Here is a 24,269-nt window from a genome sequence, read left to right as displayed (position 1 = left end):
AACCACGATGTGTACGCGATGTGTACCTCTGAGTTATTTAAAGCACATAAAACTGCATGAATTAAATGTATTCCCATTGAGAGCTCCTTTTAAAAAATGGAAGCGGTCGAATCTGTAGCCGCAAATTCATTTTACGCCCATGAGAAAGGGGGTCGAAATCGCACACCTTTGCTCCCATATAACGTCTCAATGACCAAGAACCGTTGCCTACATACAAAAAAGCCGCTGAAATATCAGCGGCTTTTTACATCAACGGGTTGCCTGTTATCGGCGATTACAGCGCACGGCGCAGGCGAGCGACTGCTTCATGCATTTGCTCATCCGTTGCGGTCGCAAAGGACAGACGCAGCGTTGAGTAGTCGATGTTGTCTGGGAAGAAGAATTCGCCCGGTACAAAGACCACGCCCTGCTCCAGCGTCTTTTTCAGCCATTCCGTCGTGTTGAAATCGTCCTGACGGAACTTCGCCCACAGGAACATCCCACCTTTCGGCTGGTTAAAGGTGATCACATCACCCAGTTCCTTCTCAACCAGCTGTGCCAGCAGTTCACCTTTATGCTTATAGGCGTGGCGAATTTTTTCGATCTGCGTCTCCAGACGTCCCAGCCCCAGATAGCATTCTGCGACGGTCTGCGACAGTGCGCTGGCGTGCAGGTCAGCGGCCTGTTTGATAATCGCGACCTTGTGCAACAGCCAATCCGGCAGAATCGCCCAACCAAGACGCAGACCCGGAGCCAACACTTTCGAGAACGTGGAGGTATACAGCACGTATTCCGTGCTGCCCAGTTTATCCTGCGCCAGTTGGAACAGCGTCGGGTTACGCTCATCGGTGAAACGCAACTCACCATAGGGATCGTCTTCGATAATGACAAAACCGTAGCGCTCCGCCAGTTGAACCAATTGCAGGCGACGTTCATAACTCAGCGTAACACCGCTCGGATTACCGAAATTCGGGACAATATAAACGCCCTTGATGCGCTGTTTCTTCAGCAGCTCTTCCAGCTCATCAACCACCATGCCGTTGGCATCGGAAGATACAGACATCACATTCGCCTGCGCCAGTTCCAGCGTTTGCAGCGCCGCCAGATAAGTCGGGCGTTCAACGACGAACACATCACCGGGATCGATCATCGAGCGCATAATCAAGTCCAGCGCCTGCTGCGAACCTGCCGTCACGACAATGTCGTCGCCGCGTGTTTTTACGCCACGCACAGCACACAGCTCAGCAATGCGATCACGCAACACGCTACTGCCTTCGGTTAAGCCATACTGGAATGCCGTTTTTGGCTGTTCGGTAATCGCTAACTGCGTGGCCTGACTTAAGCCTTCGAAATCAAACAATGCATCTGACGGAATCCCACCAGCCAGCGAGATAATATTTTCCATCTTGCTGTGTTTCAGCAGTTCACGGATGGCGGAACTTTTTAACTGAGCGATGCGGTGCGCTAACAACCCTTCAATGGCCATGTATTCTTAACCTTTCAACAAAACTTCAATTATCCGCCCAGATAGGCCGAACGTACCGCTTCATTAGCTAACAATGCCGCACCGGTATCTTCCAACACGATATGACCATTTTCAAGTACATAACCCCGGTCAGCCAGTTTCAGCGCCTGATTGGCATTTTGCTCTACCAGGAAGATGGTCATACCCTCTTCGCGCAATTGTTGGATCGTATCAAAAATTTGCAGAATGATAATCGGTGCCAGCCCCAGCGACGGCTCGTCCAGCAGCAGCAAACGCGGCTGGCTCATCAGCGCACGGCCAATCGCCAGCATTTGCTGCTCACCGCCGGACATGGTGCCGGAACGCTGGGCGCGTCGTTCATACAGACGCGGGAACAGATCGTAGACGCGCGCAATGCGCTCCTGATACTGATCGCGCTCGGCAAAGAATCCACCCATCGCCAGATTTTCTTCTACCGTCATACGGGAAAAGACACGACGGCCTTCCGGCACAATCGCGATCGCTTCGCGCATAATCTGCGCCGTCTGCCAGTGTGTGATGTCCTTACCGTCAAACGTAATAGTGCCTTCCGTCGCGCGCGGATCGCCGCACAGCGTGCCCAGCAGCGTCGTTTTACCGGCACCGTTAGCACCGATCAACGTGACAATCTCGCCCTGATTAATATGCAGGCTAACCTGATGCAGCGCCTGAATTTTTCCGTAGTGGGCAGAAACCTGATGTAATGACAGCATAAACGTTATCCTTCACCCAGATATGCACGGATGACATCCGGGTTGTTACGAATTTCAGCGGGAGTGCCTTGTGCCAGCGGCGTTCCCTGATTGACGACATAAATCCGGTCGGAAATCCCCATGACCAGCTTCATATCATGTTCAATCAACAAAACGGACACCTGATGGCTATCGCGCAGTTCCGCAATCAGCTGATTTAACTCGTCAGTTTCTTTCGGGTTCAAACCAGCTGCAGGCTCATCAAGCATCAATAGCTCAGGTCGCGTCACCATACAGCGGGCAATTTCCAGACGGCGCTGCTGACCGTAAGCCAGATTCCCCGCCTGACGGTTCGCTAAATCCAATAGGCCGATACGCTCCAGCCACACGGCCGCGCGCTCTTGCGCATCGGCTTCCGCACGACGAAAGCTTGGCGTTTTCAACAGCCCGGCAAACACGCCGCTTTTCAGGTGCTGGTGCTGCGCGACCAACAGGTTCTCGATCACCGTCATTTCACGGAAGAGGCGAACATGCTGGAACGTGCGCACCACGCCCATGCGGGCAATAGCCTGTCCGGGTAACCCTTCCAGATGGCGATCGCGCAGCATGATGGTGCCGCCACTTGGGCGATAAAAACCGGTCAGGCAGTTAAAGACCGTGGTTTTCCCCGCCCCGTTCGGGCCGATCAGCGAGACGATTTCGCCAGCATGAATGTCCATTTCAACATTGTTGACCGCCAGCAGGCCGCCAAAACGCATCATCAGACCTCTGACTGATAATAATGGCTGCGTGCTCATGCTTGCTCTTCCTTCTTCGCGACTTTCAACTTCATCTCAGGACGCTTCATCGGCAGCAGGCCTTGCGGACGCCAAATCATCATGAGCACCATCAATGCACCCAGCAACAGCATGCTGTATTCATTCAGATCGCGCATCAGCTCACGAGACACGACCAACAGAATCGCAGCGAGAATGACCGCAAACTGCGAACCCATTCCGCCCAGCACAACAATAGCCAGCACAAAGGCCGACTCAGCAAATGTGAATGATTCCGGGCTGACAAACCCTTGACGCGCGGCAAACAGCGTACCCGCAAACCCAGCAAACGCGGCGCTGATAGTAAAGGCAGTCAGCTTGATACGCGTTGGGCTCAGCCCCAGAGAACGACAGGCGATTTCGTCATCACGCAGCGCTTCCCAGGCACGTCCCAGCGGCATCCGCAGCAGGCGGTTAATCACAAACAGAGTCAACACGACCAACAGCAGCGCGACCAGATACAGGAAGATAATGCGGTCACTGGGGTCGTATTGCAGACCGAAGAAATTATGGAACGTATCCCAACCGCCATCGCGTGCGTTGCGGCCAAACTCCAGGCCAAAGAAGGTCGGTTTAGGGATCTGGCTAATGCCGTTCGGACCACCGGTAATTTCGGTATTATTCAGCAATAAGATACGGACAATTTCGCCGAACCCGAGCGTCACAATCGCTAGATAATCACCGCGTAAACGCAGCACTGGGAACCCCAGCAGGAAGCCGGACAGCGCCGCCACCATGCCCGCCAGCGGCAAACTTTCCCAGAAGCCCAATCCGTAATAGTGGTTTAGCAACGCATAGGTATACGCGCCGATGGCGTAAAACCCGCCGTAGCCCAAAACCAGCAGACCAGATAGACCCACTACGACGTTCAAGCCCAGACCCAACATCACGTAAATCAGCGTGAGGGTAGCGATATCTACCGTTCCGCGCGAGACCAGAAACGGCCAGGCGATAGCGGCGATAATCAACGCCGCAGCGAGTATCTTCTGGCGTGGCGTACTGCCATCAAAACTTGGCAACACCAGTGACGGAGCGGAAAACTTCTTGATGCTTTGCTGAAAGAACGGGCGAATCAACTGGAAGAAGAACACCACGATGCAGCCCGCACCAATCCAATACCAGCGAACTTCACCGGCACCATGCACTACCAGTTTGGTGCCATCCAGCGACAGTTGCATGCCCATTAAAAACGAGGCCAGCACTAGCAGCATGAACGCGGAAACAAACGCATTAAGCAGGTTGAGCTGTTTCATACCTTCTCAACCTCCGGGCGACCCAGAATGCCGGTTGGCATCACCAGCAGCACTACAATCAGCAGCGCAAATGACACCGCATCTTTGTATTCCGTGCTCAGGTAAGCAGACGTCAGCGCTTCGGCTACACCCAAAACCAGCCCGCCGATCATCGCGCCAGGAATGCTGCCAATCCCGCCCAGCACCGCAGCCGTAAAGGCTTTCATCCCAGCCATGAAGCCGATATAGGGATTGATGACACCGTAAAATTGCCCCAGCAGCACGCCTGCAACGGCAGCCATGAGGGCGCCAATGACGAAGGTCAGTGAGATGACGCGATCGGTGCTGATACCCAGCAGGCTCGCCATTTTCAGGTCTTCAGCACAGGCACGGCAGGCGCGTCCCATGCGGGAATAGCGAATAAATAGCGTCAGCGCCAGCATGGCAAGGAACGTAACAATCCAGATAGTCAGCTGCATGGTGCTGATGGTGGCGGCAAAGCCATTGCTTTCACCCAGCACCCACTGGCCGGTCACCAGACTCGGCAGCGCAACATCACGCGAGCCCTGATTCAGGCTGACGTAGTTTTGCAGGAAAATCGACATCCCGATGGCAGAAATCAGTGCAATCAGACGCTTTGACGTTCGCACGGGGCGATAGGCCACCCGTTCGATACTCCAGCCATAGGCGCTGGAAATCACCACAGCGGCAACGAAGGCGACGCTAATCAGGAGCCAGCCAGCATCGATGCCCATCATCATCAGGGCCGCAATAACAATAAAGGAGACATAGCTACCGATCATATAAACCTCGCCGTGCGCGAAGTTAATCATGCCGATAATGCCGTAAACCATGGTGTAGCCAATGGCGATCAGCGCATAGGTGCTGCCCAACGTCAGGCCGTTGAACATCTGCTGAAGAAAGTAGAGGAACTGCTCGGACATACCTTAACCTTAAATGCCGCCCCCGCGCCTTGCGGCAACGGGGGCTTCGGTATTGAGGGATAGTAGTGGTACACACTCAGAAAGCGGAGAATGTTCTCCACGCCGAAGAGGCAGACAGCGGTATATTCACCCGCTTCTGCCTCCCCTGCATGATGATTATTTCACTGCGCTGGAAGTACCGTCTTTGTGCCACTCAAATACGCCAAATTCAAACCCTTTCAGGTCACCTTTTGCATCCCAGCTTAATGGTCCCATTACGGTATCCACGGAGTTCGCTTTCAGATCCGCGACCAGTTTTTCCGGCTCATCGCTACCGGTACGTGTCATCGCGGTGGTCAGTGATTGCAGCGCAGCGTAGGTCGTCCAGACGAACGGACCGGTTGGGTCCAGTTTCTTGGCTTTCAGCGCATCTACAATCGGTTGGTTAGCAGGAACCTGATCGTAACGCTTCGGCAGCGTCACCAGCATGCCTTCAGATGCATCGCCTGCGATGTTAGACAGCGAAGAGTTACCCACGCCTTCCGGGCCCATGAATTTGGTTGTCATACCAGCCTGACGAGCCTGACGCAGAATCTGTCCCATTTCTGGGTAGTAGCCGCCGAAATAAACAAAATCGACGTTCTCTTTCTTCAGACGCGCAACCAGCGTAGAGAAATCTTTATCACCCGCCGTCACACCTTCAAACAGCACAACATTCGCACCGGCTTTTTTCAGGCTATCCTGAACAGAGCGGGCCAGGCCTTCACCATATTGCTGCTTGTCATGAACCACGGCGATACGCTGAGGTTTGATGGTTTCTACAATGTATTTTGCTGAGGTCGGCCCCTGATCGGAATCCAGCCCCGTCGTGCGCAGCACCATTTTGTAGCCGCGCGTGGTCAAGTCGGCGTTGGTTGCCGCAGGCGTAATCATGATCACGCCTTCTTCTTCATAAATATCAGACGCAGGCTGCGTGGAGGAGGAACACAGATGACCAATCACATAACGGATACCGTCATTGATGACTTTGTTCGCTACGGCAACCGCCTGCTTAGGATCGCACGCGTCATCATATTCAACGCCAACCAGTTTGTTGCCGTTTACGCCGCCTTTAGCGTTGATATCGGCAATAGCCTGACGCGCACCAATGAACTCCATGTCGCCATATTGCGCAACTGGGCCAGACATTGCGCCAACAACCGCAACCTTAATATCAGCAGCGCTGACTGCGTGGCTAAACGCCGCAGCCATACAACCCATCAGCAATACTTTACCTTTACTGAATTTCATTCTTTTTACCCCATCTGTCATTATGGATATTGCCGAAAACCTGACCGCCTTCTGCCATAACCTGCTATTTTCTTATAAGTAAGAAAGGCTTAGGTTATTATTAGTAATGTTTTTTAAGAAGGCTTTATTTTTCATATTATTAAACAGGAATTTTATGCTGCAAATCAACTCACACTGTCAGAAACAAGCGGAGCAAACAGCACAAAACACCAGATGCAAAAACCAGCATTCAATTTATATATAGTCAGATATTCTAGTTTATGCATTAATTGTTGATGGATTACTCGAAAAACAAAGAATGAGAAAAACATTTGCCCTATTAACCATAACGCTCAAATTACACAACCGTTCCACTACAATACAACTACATTATTCTTCACTCACATGATGGAGTGCCGATAAAAATGAAACTAACCATTGAATGCCTAACCCAATTCAGCCCCCAGGATAAAATTGACCTGGCGAAAATCTGGCCGCATCAAAACATTGATTTATTAGAAGCGGGACTTAAACCGACTCGACAACTTTTTGCCGCGCGGTTTAACGATCGGTTACTCGGAGGAGTGCTGGTTGAAATTGCGGGGGACTATGCAGAGCTGAGCGATATGATGGTACGTGAAGTTACGCGTCGGCGGGGCGTAGGACAATTTTTGGTTGATGAGGCACGCCGTCAGCTTCCTGAAGTGAACGAGTGGTGGCTGGCCACGGCTAATCATGCCGCCATCAAAGAAGAAGTGCTGGCGCGTTTTATGGTGTCTTGCGGTTTCTCACCCGTATCAGGCGGCTGGCGCTATATTCGCAGAAAAGAAACGCCGATAGTTTTTGACGAACTCAACCCAGAGAAACCATAAACACATCTCCACGGCCTGACATTCACATCGTACAAAAACAAAACGACCGGGCATTACCCGGTCGCTACAGAAAGAGGCGATGAGCGCGATTAGGCTTCTATCGCTGCTCGCAGTTTTTTCATCGCATTCTTTTCTAACTGACGCACACGCTCTGCAGAAACACCGTATTGGTCGGCCAGCTCCTGCAAGGTAGATTTATTGTCATCATCCAACCAGCGGGCGCGAATAATGTGCTGGCTACGTTCATCCAGCCCTTCCAGCGCGTAGGTAAGCTTATCGGCCGCATGCGCATCCCAGTTATCTTCTTCAATGCCATCGGCAAAGTCAGACGATTTATCCTGTAGGTAAAGCATTGGCGACATCGCTTTGCCGTCGTGCGAATCCTCTTCTGGCGTCGGATCAAACGTCATGTCCTGCGCCGCCATGCGGGATTCCATCTCGCGCACGTCTTTGCTGGTCACACCAAGTTCACGCGCTACCAGTTCGACTTCATCCTGATTAAACCAGCCGAGACGCGTTTTCGTCTTCCGCAGGTTAAAGAACAGTTTACGCTGTGCTTTGGTGGTCGCCACTTTCACGATACGCCAGTTACGCAGCACGTATTCATGAATTTCTGCTTTGATCCAATGCACGGCAAAAGAAACCAGACGCACGCCAACTTCAGGATTGAAGCGACGTACCGCTTTCATCAGGCCGATGTTCCCTTCCTGAATCAGGTCCGCCTGCGGCAGGCCGTAGCCGGAATAGTTACGGGCAACGTGAATAACAAAACGCAGGTGTGACAGAATCAGGTGCTTAGCAGCCTCCAGATCGCCCTGATAATGCAGTCGTTCAGCCAGCGCCCGCTCTTCCTCCGCCGTCAGCATCGGATAGGCATTGGCGGCACGAATATACCCTTCCAGACTGCCCTGGGGAACTAAGGTGAAAGTTTGCATATCTTTGGTCATTCAACCCTCTCAGTTGCTCTACTCGTCATATTGCAGTCGGCTATCTTAGCACTGCTTCGCCGCATCGTTTTGCGCGAAAATGGCAAAATGCGGCACCTTAAAGCGTATTTATCGAATACCTTAAAATCCGTCTATTCAGACTGTGATTTCGCTCGCAAGTTCCTATCATTTTATTCAACTCATGCCAGAGATCAAGCAGGAGACGAACAAGACGTTAATACGCGAAAAATCAAGGGGAAAACGCAGCGGAAAGTACAAAGAAGAGATGTCGCTGAGGAGGTTTCCCCTGCAATACGGTCTGAATTACAGGGGATAATTATACCAGAAAACGCTTACTGTGGTGTAAAACGGCGTAAATGTTGCACGGTTGCCAGCCAGGCGGCCAGCCAACCAATCATGCCAGCGATTAGCAACAGCAGCAGGGACTCATCCCAGCTCAACCCTTTAACGGCAAACGTCGTACCGAAAACAGCGGCAACCTGCGCCACCACGGCATCCAGCTTCCAGACCAGCGCCTGCGATAGAATCAGCGACAGCACCGCACCGCCCACGCCCATTGCCGCACCGCCATTCAGGAACGGGCGCAGAATAAAGCCGTCCGTTGCACCAATCAGCTTCATGACGTTGATCGTTTCACGACGGCTGAAAATACTCAAACGCACGCTGTTGCCGATCACCAAGAAAACGGCAACAACCATCAGGACGCCAATCATCGCGGAAATTTGCCCGACGAGGTTGGTCAGCGCCACCAGCCGAGCAAACCAACTGTCGTCCATCCGTACTTCAGCCACGCCCTGCGTCGATGCCACGCGGTCGCGCAACGTTGTCAGCGTGGTGGAATCCTGAAAACTCATTTTTGGCGTAATGATCGCGACTGCGGGTAACGGGTTTTCTTCCAGCATATCCAGCGCGCCGCCAAAACCAGACCAGTTGCGGAACTCGCCCATCGCTTCATCGCGCGACAGATAATTGACTTTATCGACGCCATCTTCAGATTGAAGCTGCGTGATAACCGCCTGCGCCGCGTTGTCATCCAGCGATTTATCCAGATACACCGTTAGCTGAGGCGATGGATACCACTGTGTGGCAGCCTGACTCACGTTTTTCCATACCAGATAGCAGATGCTAGGTAGCGCCAACGAGATGGCGATGACCATCACGGTCAGGAAAGTCGCCAGCGGCTGGCGCAGCATATCAGCCAGCGTGTTGGTCCAGGCATAGCGCCACTGTTCCTGCCAGCCACCGCGCAGTGCTTTCGCTTTTGCGACAGGCTTTTTCGCATTACGGACGTTATTCGCCATCGTGGTTTCCCCCCACCATGCGGCCATCCGACAGCGTCAGCACACGGTAATTACGGCGGGCGATCAGCCCGGTATCATGCGTCGCCATCAGGACCGTGACGCCAACGCGATTGAACTCTTCAAACAGGCGCAAAATGCCTTCTGACAGCGCCTCGTCCAGATTGCCGGTCGGTTCGTCCGCCAGCAACACGGCGGGTTTGTTAACCACAGCGCGCGCAATGCCTACACGCTGTTGTTCACCGCCGGACAGTTGGATAGGATAATTCTTCGCTTTATCCAGCAGGCCAACTTTATCGAGCGCTGCGGATACCCGACGACGAATATCCTCACTGCTAGCGCCCGCAATAATGAGCGGCATCGCGACGTTGTCGTAGACCGTACGCTCCATCAGCAGGTGGTGATCCTGAAAGATCATACCGATTTGACGCCGCAGGAACGGGACTTCGCGTTTTTTCAGGCGGCTGATATTATGGCCGCCAAACAAAATCTGACCCGCACTCGGACGTTCAATGCCACAAATCAGTTTCAGCAGGGTACTTTTCCCTGCGCCGGAATGGCCAGTCAGGAACGCCATTTCCGCTGGGCGCAGATGGAAATCTACCCCTTGTAATGCCTGACGCCCACCGAGGTAAGCTTTACTGACCTGTTCAAAACGAATCATCCGTTTTAATCCTCTCGGGCAAAAAGTGCCTCAATAAAATCGTCGGCCTTGAATGGCCGTAAATCTTCAATACCTTCACCGACCCCAATATAGCGGATAGGAATAGCAAACTGGTCGGCAATGGCGAAAATCACCCCGCCTTTCGCGGTACCATCCAGCTTAGTCAAAGTAATACCCGTCAGCCCGACCGCTTCATTAAACAGCTTGGCCTGACTCACTGCGTTCTGCCCGGTGCTGGCATCCAGCGTCAGCATCACTTCATGCGGCGCGTCTTCGTCCAGCTTCTTCATCACACGCACGATCTTTTTCAGCTCTTCCATCAGGTACGCTTTATTCTGCAAACGCCCAGCGGTATCCGCGATCAGGACATCCACACCGCGCGCTTTCGCTGCCTGAATCGCATCGAAAATCACCGATGCCGAATCCGCTCCTGTGTGCTGCGCTATCACCAGCACGTTATTGCGCTGTCCCCAGACCTGAAGCTGCTCGACTGCCGCGGCACGGAAAGTGTCACCTGCCGCCAGCATCACGGATTTGCCCTGCGCCTGGAACTGGCGTGCCATTTTGCCGATGGTGGTGGTTTTACCCACGCCATTAACGCCAACCATCAGAATGACATACGGTGTTTTGCCTTCGATATTCAGCGGGGCATCCACCTTAGCAAGAATCTCTGCCATTTCTTCTTTCAGCTTAACAAAAAGCGTATCAGCATCTTTCAGTTGGCGACGACTGGCATGTTCCGTCAGGCTGGCGATGATCTTACGGGTCGTCTCGACCCCGACATCCGCAATCAGCAGTTGTTCTTCCAGTTCATCAAACAGATCGTCGTCGATTTTCTTACCACGAAACAATCCGATAAATCCGGAACCGAGATTCTGGCGCGTTTTGACCAGACTGCGCTTCAGACGAGCGAAGAAACCTTCTTTCGTCGGGCGTTCTTGTTCTTGCACAACGACAGGTTCGTCGTCCAGCGGCTCACTTTCCTGTTCTTCGCCCTGTACTTCTTGCTGAGTGGTATCCTGCTCATCGTCAACCAGCGCTGCGATCTCGGCCTGCACGATCGGATCGGCGATATCCCGATCAAGCACGTCATGATCGATCGGTTCACGATCGTCTGCCGCAACGGTATTCCCACGTTCAGCAACGGATGCGGTCAGCTCTTCTGCATCAGCCTTTATATTTTCTATGTCTTCTTCAACAACAACGTCTTCTTCAACAACAGTGTCTTCTTCAACGACTCTAGTTTCTTCAACTACGGATTCTTCCGGCAGCGGTTGCGCTACGCGCTCCGGCGTAGGCTCAACGGTTTGGTGAGTCGATGCGGCGGCATCCGGTTCAGCAGCGGGCGCATCTTCAACGGCCGTCTTCTCTTGCGGCTGCTCTTCTTGTTTTTCTTCCTGTTTCCCAAGTCCCAGCCAGGAAAAAAAACCGCGCTTCTTTTCTTTTGACATGTGTAATCGCGCTCCACGCTGCTCACCGCAGCGAATCAATCAATGAAAATCATATTTAAACAACAAGTTTAACACTTTCCTGCCGACAGCAACACGCAGCCAGCGGGAGCAATTACAGACAATTCCCCGCGCTACCGACAATCTTCGTAACGAAAGGCAATGTCCGTTACGAAGTGTGTCAAACGCCGTGCGTGATCGAAAGCCCGCAGACCGCACAAAATTTTGGCTTAAGCGCCTTAACGTCCATCTTAACATTCCCTCTACACGTAACCGCCGCTAGAATAGCGCCAGAAATTTCCTGCCCGCATCCACACAAGATGATGCGGCACAACAATAACCCTGTGAGCTATGGCTAAAAAAAATGCATCGTCAGCCGCCGGACAAATCCGAATCATCGGTGGTCAATGGCGCGGCAGAAAACTTCCGGTTCCTGATAGCCCCGGTTTACGTCCCACTACCGACCGCGTGCGGGAAACGCTATTTAACTGGCTAGCCCCCGTCATTCAACAGGCACGCTGTCTGGACTGCTTTGCCGGCAGCGGCGCGCTCGGACTGGAAGCCTTATCCCGTTATGCTGCGCACGCCACATTATTGGAAATGGAACGTGCAGTCGCCCAGCAATTAACGCAGAATTTGGCACTGCTTCGGGCGGAAAACGCCGAGGTGGTCAATACTGATGCCCTGAGCTGGCTGGCAAAACCGGGCACACCGTTTGACGTCGTGTTTCTCGATCCACCGTTCCGCAAAGAGCTACTGAACAACACGCTCGCGCTGCTGGAACAACAGGGCTGGCTGGCACCAGATGCGTGGATTTACGTGGAAACCGAGGCGGAAAATACGCAGCTAACCATCCCGGAGAATTGGCAACTGCACCGTGAGAAAATTGCGGGTCAGGTCGCCTACCGTTTGTACATCCGTCAGTGATCTTCGCAGCAATGTAAGGGTAAGAGATGATTTTGATTAACCTTGGCAGATTATTGATGCTGGGCGTGTGGGGATTTCTGTTGCTTAACCTGATTCAGCCGTTTCCCAAGCCGTTGAATATCTTCATGACTGTGGCGATGGTGTTTATGATCCTGATGCACGGTTTTCAACTGCTGCTGTTAAAATCCAGTCAGCCGAAGGACAGCCCCCCGCTAAACAGGACGCTTCAGGCACGTATTTTCCTTTTTGGCGTGTTTGAACTACTGGCGTGGCAGAAAAAACAGCCCAAACCACCGAAGCCGTAACCGCTACCTCTGCTGGGGCACAAAGCGAATAAAGCGCGTGCCCTTTAGCTGCAACGATCCCTGCATACCCGTATCAAGCAGGTGATAATCTGCGTTTTCGAGGCGCAGCGTGATATTTGCGCCGCCAGCAATTGGCCTGAACGTGGCCTCATACAGCATATCCTCCACAACCATCACCTGATGCTCACGCGCACGCCGACGAGTACGGGGAAATTCGCGTTTGTGTTTCACCTCTGCAGCCACAATACGCAGCGGAGCCGCATCATTCTGCGCTTCCCTATGACGTTGGCGTCGATACTGCCGCGCCACCAGCACCAGAATAGCGCCAACAGCCAAAACCAACAGCCAGGGGAAATCATTCATCAGGGTTTCTTGCCGGGAAGATAAGGGAACGCGGTAACGTTATCGCCTAAATCAGAAATACGGGCACTGCCTTTTTCCGTCACGGCATCAATACGAATAATCGCCTGTAGAGGGATAAAACTGCGGCTAACGCCGGAGAATTCCGTTTTCAGTTTCTCGGTTGATGGGTCAACCAACACCGTCGATTGGCTATCAAACACAAAGTCAGCAATTTCAATAAAACCGAACAGATTACCCTGAACCAACTCACGCACGTAAAGCTGGTAATTCTTACCGTTATTTATAAATTGAATACGATAAAGTGCGGATTCATTACTCATTCAACACAACGCTCCCTTCAGAGACTTCACGGCGCCCATCTACAATAAAAACAGGCGATAACATAACATGAAGCTCACGAAAGGCGCATCCGTCTCGCACTGTGTTGTTTAACTTCCTCACAATCCCCTACACTAAATAAAGAACGGTTTATTTTTATCCTGACACAAACAAAAACACAAAAAGGACACGCTATGCTTTGGTCATTTATTGCTGTGCTTTTTTCTGGTTGGTTATACGTAGACGCGAGCTATCGTGGCCCGACATGGCAGCGTTGGTTGTTCAAACCGGTCACGATGCTATTGCTGCTAGCGCTAGCCTGGCAGATGCCGCTACTTGGTGTGCCAGGCTATCTGATTGTGCTGGGGTTACTGGCAACGCTGGTGGCAGACACGCTACTGTTGCTCCCGACTCAGCGCCTGCTTTACGCGTTTGGTGCCTATTTCATCTCCCATCTGCTGTACACCATTAGCTTTTTTACCGGACAAATCGCGCTCACGTTCTTCTGGCCGCTGGCACTAACGCTCGTCATTCTTGCCGCGATCCTGATCGCTATTATCTGGGGACGATTGGACGCACAGCGCTGGCCCGCCTGCGCGTTTATCATCATGACGACGTTGATGGTCTGGATTGCCGGTGAACGGTATTTTGCGCTGGGAACAAACGCGAATTTCTCCTTGCTGACGGGCACCGTACTGCTGTTTATCGCCCATGCAGCCTGGCTTATTCACCATTATCGTTTCCCGTTCCGCGCCCATCAGGCGATTGTGGCTGCGGGCTATTTTGGCGGCCATTTCCTGATCGTTCGCTCCCTCTATTTCTAACGCTCGCGACGTTTACGAAAGGCTGGCTAAGCATTGAGCGGCGGTGTAAAGTTTCTGATGAGAATGGCAATCACTAATATAGGGGGAAGATATGCACTCTCATCAGAACCACCACAGCGCTGAGAAATCAGCATGCTGCAATAACGGCGTTCACCACGCGCCACGCAGTACGACACACAGCGCGAAAAGCTGCTGTAATGAACACACGCAGCATTCGAACCACGCAGACCACAGCTGCTGTTCAACCAAGCACACATCCGATGCCTCGGTTCAGACCGCGTGTGGCACAGAGCAACATTCGTCAGACAGCGGCGGTAGCGCTGATTCAGACGACCCCGACGGCGGAGACAGCGACAGGCCCCGATCCCACCAGCGTTTCAGTTGGAAAGTCAGCGGGATGGATTGTCCCAGCTGTGCACGTAAAATCGAAAATGCAGTAAAAAATCTCACCGGAATTGAACAGGCAAAAGTGCTGTTCGCCACCGAAAAACTGGTTGTTGACGCCTACACCGATATTCGCCCTCAGGTTCAACATGCCGTTCAGCAAGCTGGCTTCACCTTGCAGGACACCGCACTCCCCATCGCACCATCCGACACGTCTACCGTACGTCGTTTCGTGCATGAATATGGTTTCTTAATACTTTTCACTTTGCTGGCTGCTGCAAGCTGGGGACTTTCCCTGTTAAGCGAGCGTGGCGGGCAGATCGCGTTTATCGCAACCACGATTGTCGGGCTGATTCCGATACTGAAAAAAACGGTGCAACTCATTCGCACAGGTACGCCCTTCGCGATTGAAACACTGATGAGCGTAGCCTCAATCGGGGCACTCCTGATTGGCGCCACCACCGAAGCCACCGTCATTTTGCTGCTGTTTATGCTGGGCGAACACCTCGAATCTTACGCGGCAAACCGCGCACGACGTGGTGTAACGGCACTGATGGCGCTGCTTCCTGAAGACGCAACGGTTATCGGCAACGGTCAGCGACGCCTCGTTCCCGTTGCAAGTCTGGTTCCCGGCGATGTCATTGAAGTCGCTCCCGGTGGACGACTCCCTGCCGATGCGGAGCTATTGAACAGCGATGCCAGCTTTGATGAAAGTGCCCTGACCGGCGAATCGGTTCCCGTTGAGCGCACACCCGGTGAAAAAATTGCTGCTGGCAGCCTGTGTGTCGATCGAGTCGTGCAGTTGCGGGTGGTTTCACAGCCGGGCAACAGCGCCATCGACCGCATTCTGCAACTGATAGAAGAAGCAGAAGAGCGTCGCGCGCCGATAGAACGCTTCCTCGATAAGTTCAGCCGCTATTACACGCCAGCCATCATGCTGCTGTCGCTGTTGGTAATTCTGATTCCACCATTGCTGCTGGCACAGCCGTGGCAAGAGTGGATTTATCGCGGCCTGACGCTGCTGTTAATCGGCTGCCCGTGTGCACTGGTGATCTCAACGCCTGCGGCAATTACGTCTGGGCTGGCTGCGGCAACGCGTCGGGGGGCACTGATTAAAGGCGGTGCAGCGCTGGAATCGCTTGGCAATATCAAGACTATCGCATTTGATAAGACGGGTACGCTGACGGAAGGCAAGCCGCAGGTGACGAACGTGTTACCTGCCGCAGGCATTAGCGAAACGGCGCTGCTGACGCGCACCGCCGCAGTAGAGTCGGGTTCGCACCATCCGCTCGCCAAGGCCATCGTCCAACATGCGTTATCCAGCAGCACATTCCTCCCGATGGCAGAAAACCGTAAAGCACTGGCGGGTGTCGGCGTTGAAGGCACGATAGGCGGCAAGCGGATTCAGGTTAGCGCACCGACTCGCGTCGCGCCCGGTTTGCTTGACGCCGACTGGCTGCAACGAATTGATGTGCTGGAAAACGAAGGGAAAACCGTCGTGGTCGTGCAAGAAGACGATACCCTACTCGGTTTGCTGGCGCTGAGCGATACGCTGCGCCACGATGCGCGTGAAGCGCTGGATGCCTTGCAGCAGTTGGGGATTCGTGGCGTCATGCTCACAGGTGATAATCCCCGCGCAGCAGCGGCTATTGCAGCAACATTAGGGATCGATTACCGAGCCAGCCTGCTCCCTGCCGATAAGGTCACAGCGGTCAGCGAATTGGGTAAACAGCATCCCGTGGCAATGGTGGGCGACGGCATCAACGACGCGCCAGCAATGAAAGCCGCAACTATCGGCATCGCGATGGGAAGCGGTACGGATGTGGCATTGGAAACCGCCGATGCGGCATTAACCCACAGCCGCCTGACTGGGCTGGCAGCCATGATCAGCTTGTCGCGGGCGACGCAGCGTAATATTCGTCAGAACATTACCATCGCGCTGGGGCTGAAAGCGGTATTTCTGGTCACCAGTATTCTGGGCATTACCGGACTGTGGCTGGCGGTACTGGCGGATTCCGGCGCAACGGCGTTAGTCACGGCCAACGCGTTACGGCTGCTGAGAAAACAGGACTAACATTACCGTTGCTGGCTGTTGGTTGAAGGATCGAGAAACACGGAGCAACCACGGGGCGAGGCCTCCCTACGGGAACCTTATCCCCGTGTTTCTCCTAATAACACACTACAGCATGCAGGATAACGCACTGAGTATCAGTGACGACCCTTGCGCAGCAGATACCGATAGGGAACCTGTTCAGTCTCTTGCGCCAGAAGCTCATGCTCCATATACACGCAAAAACCGGGAATATCGCGAGTGGTGGCCGGATCGTCGGCAATAATCAGCAGCGTTTGCCCGGTTTCCATCTGGCGTACTGTCTTACGCACCATCATAACAGGCTCAGGGCAGCGCAGCCCCTGAGCATCAAGGGTTTTATCTGGGTTGGTAAAGGGATCGGTCATCAACGTTCTCAGTGCTGGAATCAAAAAACTGCCTTAGTTTACGCGGAGGATTCCCCTACGCAAGCGACGACAACGTTTGCGCATAAAACAACCATCCTTTCTCGGCAAAACACATTGCATTAGCGAAACAATTGCGTATTATGCCGCCGCGTTGCAGCATAAATCTGCACGTTATTTCTTGGGTTCCCTAACCCCAATAACCAAAAAGGTCACATTATGTATCGTTTTACTCCCCAACAGCGGCTTACGGCGCTGATCTGGCTATCGTTGTTCCATGTCCTGATCATTACGTCGAGTAATTATCTGGTCCAGCTCCCGGTATTGATTTTCGGTTTTCATACCACCTGGGGCGCGTTTACCTTCCCGTTTATTTTTCTGGCGACTGACCTGACGGTTCGGGTTTTCGGTGCGCCGCTGGCGCGTCGTATCATTCTGACCGTGATGGTGCCTGCGTTGGTGATTTCCTATCTGGTTTCGTCACTGTTTTATCAGGGCTCGTGGCAGTCGTTCGGGGTGTTAAGCCAGGTGAATATCGTCGTAGCACGTATAGCCTGCGCCAGTTTCATGGCTTATGTTCTCGGCCAGATTCTGGATGTCCACGTCTTCAATAGACTGCGTCAGAAGCGCGCGTGGTGGGTGGCACCAGCCGTTTCAACCGTGTTTGGTAATTTCAGCGACACGCTGGCCTTTTTCTTCATCGCGTTTTACCGCAGTACCGATGCTTTCATGGCAGCAAACTGGGTCGAAATTGCGATGGTGGATTATGCCTTCAAGCTGTTGATCAGTCTGGCGTTCTTCCTGCCGATGTACGGCGTCATGCTGAACATGGTGCTCAAACGTCTGAGCGAGCAGAAAGGCGCGGCCGACTATCACTCCGTCAGCAACCATCACTAATGCCTATCGGGCGGTGATCCACACCGCCTTTTTCCCGTCATACTTCAAGCTGCTTGTGCGTTGGCTGCCTTTACTCACCCCAGTCACTTACTCATATAAGCTCCTGGGGATTCATGCAGTTGCCGCCTTCACGCCACTCGAATTATTTAGGGCATACACTCATCGTTTTGTAAAAATAACGCAGGCTCCAACAACGGTTTGCAACAACAAAATGCTTGTTTTTGCTACCTGAATAGGGTGCCATACTGTTATTACCTGTTTAAAAATATTACCTGTTAAAAAACGAGAGAAAGGGATCCCATGTCGAATGTAATCAAATACCTCGGTGTCGGTTTGCTTGTCGGTCTGCTTGCCGCGTGTGATGGCAAAACGGATGACGCAGCAAAAGCGGGCGCACAAGATAAACCTGCCGCAGAAGCCACCGCGAGCCAGAACATTGAATTAATGGATGGGAAGGTTGCGTTTACTCTGCCAGCCGATATGCGTGACCAAAGCGGTAAAGTGGGCACACAGGCGAACAACATGCACGTTTACGCCAATGACAACGGGCAGAAAGCGGTCATCGTGATTCTGGGCGATAACACCACGGAAGAGCTGACCGTGCTGGCGCAGCGTCTGGAAGATCAGCAACGCACGCGTGACGCCAACCTTCAGGTTGTCACCAACAAAACCATCGACGTTGACGGCAAGAAGCTGCAACAGCTCGACAGCATTATCACCAGCAGCGGACAGCAGGCTTATTCATCCGTAGTGTTGGGGAAAGTGGAAAACCAACTGCTGACTTTGCAGATCACGCTGCCAGCCAGCAATCAGCAACAGGCACAGAGCGAAGCAGAAGGCATCATCCACACGCTGAAGCTGAAATAATCGACGTTATCGTCTGAAAGTAGCAGTAGCCACTTCGGTGGCTACTATTGTTCGATGACAGGGCGCTGAGTCAGTCGCCACGTCAGCGCCAGACCGCATAGCCCCAGCAACGCCGCCGCCAAATAAATAGAGGCGATTCCGGTATAGCCCATCAGTACGCCAGCCACCGGCCCGACTACGCCTAGCGACAGATCGAGGAATATCGTATAGGTTGCCAGCGCACTGCCCTGATTCTGTGGTGATACGGCTTTAACGGCAACGACGCCTAATGCCGGGAATACCAGAGAGAAACCTGCCCCCGCGAGGAATGCGCCCACTTCCGCCATCAGCGGCTGCGTCGCGCCCCACACCAGCAGTAAACCCACGATCTCAACCACAAAACACGCCATGGCTACGCGCAGCCCGCCAAACCGCTGAATGCTGTTGGGGAAAACCAGCCGCGCACCGACAAAGGCACAGCTGAAAATAGTCAGCGTCAGCGCTGCACCTTCCCAGTTGTGATCGGCATAAAACAGCGTGATAAAGGTAGCGATCACACCAAAACCCGCAGAGGCGATCGCCAGAATAATGCCGTAAACCCAGACTTTACCCAGCACTTCACGGAAGGGAATCTTTTTACCGGGGGCAACCTGCACTGCTGGACGCGGCAGCGCGAAGATAATCGCCACGGCTGCGATCAGAATAATGCACACAGAGAGCAGTTTTAGCCCACCGATATGGTTGAGCCAGACGCCGAGCGGTGCACCAATCGCCATCGCACCGTACGTCGCAATGCCATTCCACGAAATCACGCGTCCGATATGTCGGGAGCCCACCACACCGACGCCCCAGAGCGTTGCGCCTGTACCAGCAAAGCTCTGTCCGGCACCCAGCACGACACGCCCGAGACACAGCAGCAGCAGCGTGATCGCCGGCGATGCATCGCTAAAAGCCGCCAGCAGGTAAAACACCCCACTCAGCATGACGCCAGCCAACCCCCAGACGACAATCTTTTTGGGCCCTTTCTCATCGGCGCTACGACCCGCATGCGGGCGGCTCAATAGCGTGGAGAAGTATTGCAGGCTGATCACCAGCCCGGCCCAGAATGCGCTATAGCCAAGATGATCGTGTACATATCCTGGCAGCACCGCCAACGGCAGGCCAATGTTCAGGTAGCTGGCAAAGTTGAATGCCACAACGGAAACGATGCGCAGATTAAGGCGCAGGCCGCTCAGCGCCGGTTCGGATGGGGAAGGTGTTGGCATGGAAAATTCACTCGCTTAACGTCCGTGTATGACGTACGTTCAAAAAATATCGAAAAGTCACATTCTTATATTGTTGGTTATAATCAAACTTATACTAACCAGTTAATCCCGAACACAGGAGAAACGCAATGCCTGTACCGGCAGACCCGGATCGCCAATCTACATCGTCCACCCCAGAAGGGAATAAATCATCGCAGAAATCCCGTTCGCTACTGGGTAAGAGCAAACGTCTGGCCGCACGGATTCAGGCGATCCCCAGCGTCGCGCACCTGATTCGCGCGGGCGAACGTTTCAACGATCGAATGGGCAATCAGTTTGGCGCAGCCATTACCTATTTTTCCTTTCTGTCGCTGATCCCTATTCTCATGGTGTCTTTTGCCGCCGTGGGTTTCGTGCTGGCCTCCAACCCCGACCTGCTGACGGGGCTGATTAACCGTATCGTCAACAGTATCAGCGATCCTAATCTGGCCAATACGCTGAAAAGTACCGTCAACACCGCCGTACAGCAGCGTACCACCGTCGGGATTACCGGGTTACTGATCGCTCTCTATTCCGGCATCAGTTGGATGGGAAACCTGCGTGAAGCCATTCGCGCCCAATCGCGCGACGTCTGGGAAAGGAACCCGAAAGATGAAGAGAAGATTTACTTTCAGTACACGCGGGATTTCCTGTCGCTGACGGGCTTGGTGATTGCGCTAATTATCACGCTTTTCCTGACCTCTGTTGCTGGCACCGCGCAAAACATGATCGTAACCGCGTTGGGGCTGGATGGCATCGAGTGGTTGCGTCCCGCATTGACGCTGATTGCGCTGTCAATCTCCATCTTCGCCAACTACTTGTTATTCCTGTGGATATTCTTCGTCTTACCGCGCCATAAACCCAAGCGTAAAGCGCTCTTTCGCGGCACGCTGATTGCCGCCGTCGGTTTTGAAGCCATCAAGTTCGCCATGACTGTCGCGCTACCTAAACTGGCCAGTTCGCCTTCTGGTGCCGCGTTCGGTTCAGTTATTGGCCTGATGGCATTCTTCTATTTCTTCGCCCGCCTGACGCTCTTTTGCGCCGCCTGGATCGCAACGGCGAACTATAAAGGCGACATCTCGACAGACAAGAATGATCAGGAGAAAGAACCATCCCCTAATCGCTAAAAGCAGAGGGAAAGCACTGGTTTTCCGATCTGCGTCATGAAAAAATAAAACATCGTTTCAAGACTATTGACTCAGTCTCACGTAATGTTGAGACTGACGTTAATTTCCGCGTTTTTTATACCCAACAAACATCAGGTGCAGGGTACCTTTTCAAACAGGCCAAAAGTGATGACAACTACTAACATTGCCGTAATCGGCGAATGCATGATCGAACTGTCGCAGAAAGGCACGGATCTTAACCGTGGATTTGGTGGCGATACGCTGAACACCGCTGTTTATATTGCCCGTCAGGTCAATGCCAATAAGCTGGGCGTACATTATGTGACCGCGCTCGGCACCGACAGCTTCAGTACCGAGATGGTTGCCGCCTGGCAAAAAGAAGGGGTGAAAACCGACCTGATCCAGCGACTGGACAATAAATTGCCCGGTTTATACTTCATTGAAACCGACGATAGCGGCGAGCGTACGTTCTACTATTGGCGCAATGACGCGGCTGCACGCTACTGGCTGGACAGCCCGGAAGCAGAAAAAATCGGTCAGGCGCTGGCACAGTTTGACTACCTTTACCTAAGCGGCATCAGTCTGGCGATTCTGAACGCTGAAAGCCGTCAACGTCTCCTTGCACTGCTGCGTGCTTGCCGCGCCAACGGCGGTAAAGTGATTTTTGATAACAACTACCGTCCACGTTTGTGGCAGAGCAAGGAAGAAACGCAGCAGTCCTACACCGACATCTTGTCCTGTACGGATATCGCGTTCCTGACGCTGGATGATGAAGACATGCTGTGGGGCACGAAGCCACTGGAAGCGGTGCTGGAGCGGACGCACGGTTTGGGCGTTAGCGAAGTCGTCATCAAACGCGGTGCTGATTCCTGCATCGTATCAGAACGCGGACAAGCGCTGGTCGATGTTCCCGCGATCAAATTGTCAAAAGAGAAAGTGGTCGATACCACCGCAGCAGGCGACTCTTTCAGCGCAGGCTATCTGGCTGTTCGTCTGAATGGCGGCAGCACGCAGGAAGCCGCAGAGCGCGGTCACTTGACGGCCAGCACGGTCATTCAATACCGTGGCGCGATTATCCCGCTTGAGGCAATGCCTGCGTAAACCATACGTAGCGTGATAATAAGTTAAAGGCCGCAATCGCGGCCTTTTCTATTTCTATTTCTATTACTGATAACGGATTTACTGTGCAGCGGGCGCGGTTTCCTGCGGTTTTGCTCCTTCAGGTGTCGCTGCGCTAGCAACAGGCTCGGCAGTTGGCGTCATAATCTGGTCGTAGGTTTCCTGCAACGCCTTCATATTCGCTTCTGGCTCACCGGGCTGTTGGATCAGCATCAGCGTCGTATCCTGTACCAGTTGCTGGTGCAGTTCCTGATTCAGCATATCGAGCGTCAACGCGGACAGATAAGTCTGGCGCAGTTTCTGATACTGCTCGGGAGCAATGTCCACGACGCCATTTTGCTGGGAGCGCAAACGCTGATCCATCAGGATGTCCGTACTGGTTCGTGCATAGGTGGCGAACAGCTTGTTCAGTTCGTCCGTCTTGCGCGCAATCAGCGCATCAAACTCTTGCTGTGTCAGCCCTTTTTCACGTAGCGTCGCCAGCTCACGCGCCATAAACGTCACGCCCGGCTCCACACCCTCGCTACCCGGAACATCCATATGAATCGCGCACTGAGAACGGGTATAAAACACATTGCAGTCGAAACGGAGATTGTTGCCCTTCAGCGGGCTCTTCTCCAGCGCCTGCTGTAGATGCCAGAACATCGCTTCCCGCGTCATGTCGCCCAGCCAGTAGCGAACCAGTGCCTGCGATTCACGAATAGGATGCCATGGCGTATCCCACATCAGCGACAGCGTATCCTGCTGGACGTTGTTATTCATCAGGCTGATCGCCTGCGGCGGCAGCGGGCTTAATGTCGGTACCGGTGCTGGCGCTTCGCGTTTCCCTTCCAACGGGGAGAACACTTTACCGATCTGCTCGATCACGCTGCGATTATCCACATGACCGACGATATAAAGCGTCATCGCATCTGGCGTATACCAGGTTTTATAAAATTGCTGGAGCTGCTCGCCATTTAGCGGCAATTTAACGTCCTGAGCAGGATCGTGCGCCAGCAGTGGCGACCCTTTCAGGCGATAGCGCCAGCTCGGATCCTGTGAGTTAACCGGAAAGGTGACAACCTGATCGGGAACCTTCAACGCGGCATGTAGGCTTTTTTCGTCGAACGTCATCTGCCCTGCACTTTCAGCCAGCCACGTCAGCGCTTCTTTCAGCAGTTCGGGGCGGTTATTCGGCAAGCTCAGGTTATACGACGTGAAGTCGTACGAAATAATTATCGGAGGCAGGACGCGCGAGCCGTTAGCATCCCGAATCCACATGGACGGTAACTGAGCTGCGGACAGCTTATCGCCAGGCGCTAAGGCCAGACGAGGAAGGAAATGTGCAAAGCCCACTTGCTGGGCGTTTTCCAGCAACGATCCGGCATTAACAACCAGACGCAGCTCAACCCGATCGCCGGGGCGCTGTGGCGTTGTTAATAACTGCCAGGTAAAACCATTATCCAGTTTACCCTGCTGCCAGGCTGGATCGGGCTGTAGTGTTTCAGCCTGCACGCTGCTGCTGATCACCGCCAGCAACAAACCACCAACGAAAAGCGCCTTTTTGGTGCCCTGCATGTGAACCCCTACTAATAGCTATCCAACATAATAATGTGGTTATTGTTGATCATTATGGTGGCCTTGCGTCTGCCACCGCACACTCTCGTGGATATATCACGGAAAAAATTGAAGACGCGAAGTGTACCATTCCATTGGACAGCGCGCTTTTGTCTATGTCACTTCGAGAGGTGAAATAATCTGCAAAAAAGGTAAAAATAGTCATATTTAACAATATTTTTA

At 53.1% G+C, this 24,269-nt stretch carries 24 protein-coding genes; 9 read left to right on the top strand and 15 right to left on the bottom strand.

Going from position 1 to position 24,269, the window contains the following annotated elements; genetic code table 11:
- Positions 1–274: 274 nt before the first annotated feature.
- The 6 genes from DUT67_RS00540 to DUT67_RS00515 all read right to left on the bottom strand — a co-directional run bounded on the left by DUT67_RS00540 (position 275) and on the right by DUT67_RS00515 (position 6,435).
- Positions 275–1,465 (bottom strand): PLP-dependent aminotransferase family protein, encoded by a 1,191-nt coding sequence (locus tag DUT67_RS00540; protein ID WP_048263157.1) that lies wholly within the window; start codon positions 1,463–1,465, stop codon positions 275–277.
- Positions 1,466–1,494: 29 nt separating this feature from the next.
- Positions 1,495–2,196, bottom strand: coding sequence for a high-affinity branched-chain amino acid ABC transporter ATP-binding protein LivF (gene livF / locus DUT67_RS00535; protein WP_107168658.1), 702 nt, complete (start codon positions 2,194–2,196; stop codon positions 1,495–1,497).
- Between the two features lie 5 nt (positions 2,197–2,201).
- Positions 2,202–2,972, bottom strand: a complete 771-nt coding sequence (gene livG / locus DUT67_RS00530; RefSeq protein ID WP_113627073.1) for a high-affinity branched-chain amino acid ABC transporter ATP-binding protein LivG — start codon at positions 2,970–2,972, stop codon at positions 2,202–2,204.
- Entirely contained in the window at positions 2,969–4,243 is a 1,275-nt protein-coding gene (locus DUT67_RS00525) for a high-affinity branched-chain amino acid ABC transporter permease LivM (RefSeq protein WP_048263164.1), read from the bottom strand. Before DUT67_RS00525 ends, livG begins: the two co-directional genes overlap by 4 nt.
- Entirely contained in the window at positions 4,240–5,166 is a 927-nt protein-coding gene (gene livH / locus DUT67_RS00520; RefSeq protein WP_011095804.1) for a high-affinity branched-chain amino acid ABC transporter permease LivH, read from the bottom strand. The genes DUT67_RS00525 and livH overlap by 4 nt, the downstream gene beginning before the upstream one ends.
- 156 nt (positions 5,167–5,322) lie before the next feature.
- The gene (locus DUT67_RS00515; protein WP_113627074.1) at positions 5,323–6,435 is read right to left on the bottom strand and encodes a branched-chain amino acid ABC transporter substrate-binding protein; all 1,113 of its coding nucleotides are present in this window, start codon (positions 6,433–6,435) and stop codon (positions 5,323–5,325) included.
- Positions 6,436–6,839: 404 nt separating this feature from the next.
- On the opposite strand from DUT67_RS00515, the gene panM reads away from it, so the two are divergent.
- The gene (panM, locus tag DUT67_RS00510; protein ID WP_113627075.1) at positions 6,840–7,286 is read left to right on the top strand and encodes an aspartate 1-decarboxylase autocleavage activator PanM; all 447 of its coding nucleotides are present in this window, start codon (positions 6,840–6,842) and stop codon (positions 7,284–7,286) included.
- Positions 7,287–7,375: 89 nt separating this feature from the next.
- Here panM and rpoH read toward each other — a convergent pair whose 3' ends face one another.
- The 4 genes from rpoH to ftsY form a co-directional block, all read right to left on the bottom strand.
- Entirely contained in the window at positions 7,376–8,233 is an 858-nt protein-coding gene (rpoH, locus tag DUT67_RS00505; protein WP_113627076.1) for an RNA polymerase sigma factor RpoH, read from the bottom strand.
- A 332-nt stretch (positions 8,234–8,565) separates the two neighbouring features.
- The gene (gene ftsX, locus DUT67_RS00500; protein WP_113627077.1) at positions 8,566–9,534 is read right to left on the bottom strand and encodes a permease-like cell division protein FtsX; all 969 of its coding nucleotides are present in this window, start codon (positions 9,532–9,534) and stop codon (positions 8,566–8,568) included.
- Positions 9,524–10,195, bottom strand: coding sequence for a cell division ATP-binding protein FtsE (gene ftsE, locus DUT67_RS00495; RefSeq protein ID WP_012772843.1), 672 nt, complete (start codon positions 10,193–10,195; stop codon positions 9,524–9,526). The genes ftsX and ftsE overlap by 11 nt, the downstream gene beginning before the upstream one ends.
- 5 nt (positions 10,196–10,200) lie before the next feature.
- A complete protein-coding gene (ftsY, locus tag DUT67_RS00490) occupies positions 10,201–11,646 on the bottom strand; it encodes a signal recognition particle-docking protein FtsY (RefSeq protein WP_113627078.1) in 1,446 nt (481 codons plus the stop codon).
- Positions 11,647–11,994: 348 nt separating this feature from the next.
- Between ftsY and rsmD the strand changes: the two genes are divergently transcribed.
- On the top strand, positions 11,995–12,570 hold the full coding sequence (gene rsmD / locus DUT67_RS00485) for a 16S rRNA (guanine(966)-N(2))-methyltransferase (protein ID WP_048263168.1): 576 nt from the start codon (positions 11,995–11,997) through the stop codon (positions 12,568–12,570).
- A 29-nt stretch (positions 12,571–12,599) separates the two neighbouring features.
- Entirely contained in the window at positions 12,600–12,875 is a 276-nt protein-coding gene (locus DUT67_RS00480) for a DUF1145 family protein (RefSeq protein WP_167389298.1), read from the top strand.
- Between the two features lie 3 nt (positions 12,876–12,878).
- Here DUT67_RS00480 and DUT67_RS00475 read toward each other — a convergent pair whose 3' ends face one another.
- The gene (locus DUT67_RS00475; RefSeq protein WP_113627079.1) at positions 12,879–13,238 is read right to left on the bottom strand and encodes a DUF2500 domain-containing protein; all 360 of its coding nucleotides are present in this window, start codon (positions 13,236–13,238) and stop codon (positions 12,879–12,881) included.
- The gene (locus DUT67_RS00470) at positions 13,238–13,558 is read right to left on the bottom strand and encodes a DUF1820 family protein (protein WP_011095813.1); all 321 of its coding nucleotides are present in this window, start codon (positions 13,556–13,558) and stop codon (positions 13,238–13,240) included. The genes DUT67_RS00475 and DUT67_RS00470 overlap by 1 nt, the downstream gene beginning before the upstream one ends.
- Positions 13,559–13,750: 192 nt before the next feature.
- On the opposite strand from DUT67_RS00470, the gene DUT67_RS00465 reads away from it, so the two are divergent.
- Positions 13,751–14,380 (top strand): lysoplasmalogenase, encoded by a 630-nt coding sequence (locus DUT67_RS00465; RefSeq protein WP_113627080.1) that lies wholly within the window; start codon positions 13,751–13,753, stop codon positions 14,378–14,380.
- A 91-nt stretch (positions 14,381–14,471) separates the two neighbouring features.
- Positions 14,472–16,838: a zinc/cadmium/mercury/lead-transporting ATPase gene (locus tag DUT67_RS00460; RefSeq protein ID WP_113632581.1), complete on the top strand. Its 2,367-nt coding sequence runs from the start codon at positions 14,472–14,474 to the stop codon at positions 16,836–16,838.
- Positions 16,839–16,972: 134 nt separating this feature from the next.
- Here the strand turns inward: DUT67_RS00460 and tusA are convergent, their stop codons facing one another.
- Complete coding sequence (tusA, locus tag DUT67_RS00455) at positions 16,973–17,221, bottom strand: sulfurtransferase TusA (protein WP_113632582.1); 249 nt, start codon at positions 17,219–17,221, stop codon at positions 16,973–16,975.
- Between the two features lie 216 nt (positions 17,222–17,437).
- Between tusA and DUT67_RS00450 the strand changes: the two genes are divergently transcribed.
- Positions 17,438–18,115 (top strand): 7-cyano-7-deazaguanine/7-aminomethyl-7-deazaguanine transporter, encoded by a 678-nt coding sequence (locus DUT67_RS00450; RefSeq protein WP_048263178.1) that lies wholly within the window; start codon positions 17,438–17,440, stop codon positions 18,113–18,115.
- Between the two features lie 300 nt (positions 18,116–18,415).
- A complete protein-coding gene (locus DUT67_RS00445; RefSeq protein ID WP_011095818.1) occupies positions 18,416–18,982 on the top strand; it encodes a DcrB family lipoprotein in 567 nt (188 codons plus the stop codon).
- Between the two features lie 44 nt (positions 18,983–19,026).
- Here DUT67_RS00445 and DUT67_RS00440 read toward each other — a convergent pair whose 3' ends face one another.
- Positions 19,027–20,226: an MFS transporter gene (locus tag DUT67_RS00440; RefSeq protein ID WP_113632583.1), complete on the bottom strand. Its 1,200-nt coding sequence runs from the start codon at positions 20,224–20,226 to the stop codon at positions 19,027–19,029.
- Positions 20,227–20,354: 128 nt separating this feature from the next.
- On the opposite strand from DUT67_RS00440, the gene yhjD reads away from it, so the two are divergent.
- Entirely contained in the window at positions 20,355–21,371 is a 1,017-nt protein-coding gene (gene yhjD, locus DUT67_RS00435) for an inner membrane protein YhjD (RefSeq protein WP_113632584.1), read from the top strand.
- A 168-nt stretch (positions 21,372–21,539) separates the two neighbouring features.
- The gene (locus tag DUT67_RS00430; protein ID WP_113632585.1) at positions 21,540–22,472 is read left to right on the top strand and encodes a sugar kinase; all 933 of its coding nucleotides are present in this window, start codon (positions 21,540–21,542) and stop codon (positions 22,470–22,472) included.
- 78 nt (positions 22,473–22,550) lie between these two features.
- Here DUT67_RS00430 and DUT67_RS00425 read toward each other — a convergent pair whose 3' ends face one another.
- Positions 22,551–24,047 carry a pitrilysin family protein gene (locus DUT67_RS00425; RefSeq protein WP_113632586.1) on the bottom strand — a complete coding sequence of 499 codons (1,497 nt, stop codon included), beginning with the start codon at positions 24,045–24,047 and terminating at the stop codon, positions 22,551–22,553.
- Positions 24,048–24,269 lie beyond the last annotated feature (222 nt).

It is taken from the genome of Pectobacterium peruviense, assembly GCF_003312355.2.
GTDB lineage: Bacteria > Pseudomonadota > Gammaproteobacteria > Enterobacterales > Enterobacteriaceae > Pectobacterium > Pectobacterium peruviense.
This window is presented reverse-complemented; position numbering and strand designations above follow the sequence as displayed.

What these genes read in the sequence shown, in the direction of transcription:
- ftsX (WP_113627077.1), bottom strand. Translation starts at nt 9,534, where the DNA reads ATGGCGAATAACGTCCGTAATGCGAAAAAGCCTGTCGCAAAAGCGAAA.
- DUT67_RS00470 (WP_011095813.1), bottom strand. Translation starts at nt 13,558, where the DNA reads ATGAGTAATGAATCCGCACTTTATCGTATTCAATTTATAAATAACGGT.
- DUT67_RS00475 (WP_113627079.1), bottom strand. Translation starts at nt 13,238, where the DNA reads ATGAATGATTTCCCCTGGCTGTTGGTTTTGGCTGTTGGCGCTATTCTG.
- livG (WP_113627073.1), bottom strand. Translation starts at nt 2,972, where the DNA reads ATGAGCACGCAGCCATTATTATCAGTCAGAGGTCTGATGATGCGTTTT.
- tusA (WP_113632582.1), bottom strand. Translation starts at nt 17,221, where the DNA reads ATGACCGATCCCTTTACCAACCCAGATAAAACCCTTGATGCTCAGGGG.
- panM (WP_113627075.1), top strand. Translation starts at nt 6,840, where the DNA reads ATGAAACTAACCATTGAATGCCTAACCCAATTCAGCCCCCAGGATAAA.
- DUT67_RS00465 (WP_113627080.1), top strand. Translation starts at nt 13,751, where the DNA reads ATGCTTTGGTCATTTATTGCTGTGCTTTTTTCTGGTTGGTTATACGTA.
- ftsE (WP_012772843.1), bottom strand. Translation starts at nt 10,195, where the DNA reads ATGATTCGTTTTGAACAGGTCAGTAAAGCTTACCTCGGTGGGCGTCAG.
- DUT67_RS00540 (WP_048263157.1), bottom strand. Translation starts at nt 1,465, where the DNA reads ATGGCCATTGAAGGGTTGTTAGCGCACCGCATCGCTCAGTTAAAAAGT.
- livF (WP_107168658.1), bottom strand. Translation starts at nt 2,196, where the DNA reads ATGCTGTCATTACATCAGGTTTCTGCCCACTACGGAAAAATTCAGGCG.
- ftsY (WP_113627078.1), bottom strand. Translation starts at nt 11,646, where the DNA reads ATGTCAAAAGAAAAGAAGCGCGGTTTTTTTTCCTGGCTGGGACTTGGG.
- yhjD (WP_113632584.1), top strand. Translation starts at nt 20,355, where the DNA reads ATGCCTGTACCGGCAGACCCGGATCGCCAATCTACATCGTCCACCCCA.
- livH (WP_011095804.1), bottom strand. Translation starts at nt 5,166, where the DNA reads ATGTCCGAGCAGTTCCTCTACTTTCTTCAGCAGATGTTCAACGGCCTG.
- DUT67_RS00450 (WP_048263178.1), top strand. Translation starts at nt 17,438, where the DNA reads ATGTATCGTTTTACTCCCCAACAGCGGCTTACGGCGCTGATCTGGCTA.
- DUT67_RS00525 (WP_048263164.1), bottom strand. Translation starts at nt 4,243, where the DNA reads ATGAAACAGCTCAACCTGCTTAATGCGTTTGTTTCCGCGTTCATGCTG.
- DUT67_RS00425 (WP_113632586.1), bottom strand. Translation starts at nt 24,047, where the DNA reads ATGCAGGGCACCAAAAAGGCGCTTTTCGTTGGTGGTTTGTTGCTGGCG.
- rsmD (WP_048263168.1), top strand. Translation starts at nt 11,995, where the DNA reads ATGGCTAAAAAAAATGCATCGTCAGCCGCCGGACAAATCCGAATCATC.
- DUT67_RS00445 (WP_011095818.1), top strand. Translation starts at nt 18,416, where the DNA reads ATGTCGAATGTAATCAAATACCTCGGTGTCGGTTTGCTTGTCGGTCTG.
- DUT67_RS00440 (WP_113632583.1), bottom strand. Translation starts at nt 20,226, where the DNA reads ATGCCAACACCTTCCCCATCCGAACCGGCGCTGAGCGGCCTGCGCCTT.
- DUT67_RS00430 (WP_113632585.1), top strand. Translation starts at nt 21,540, where the DNA reads ATGACAACTACTAACATTGCCGTAATCGGCGAATGCATGATCGAACTG.
- DUT67_RS00515 (WP_113627074.1), bottom strand. Translation starts at nt 6,435, where the DNA reads ATGAAATTCAGTAAAGGTAAAGTATTGCTGATGGGTTGTATGGCTGCG.
- rpoH (WP_113627076.1), bottom strand. Translation starts at nt 8,233, where the DNA reads ATGACCAAAGATATGCAAACTTTCACCTTAGTTCCCCAGGGCAGTCTG.
- DUT67_RS00460 (WP_113632581.1), top strand. Translation starts at nt 14,472, where the DNA reads ATGCACTCTCATCAGAACCACCACAGCGCTGAGAAATCAGCATGCTGC.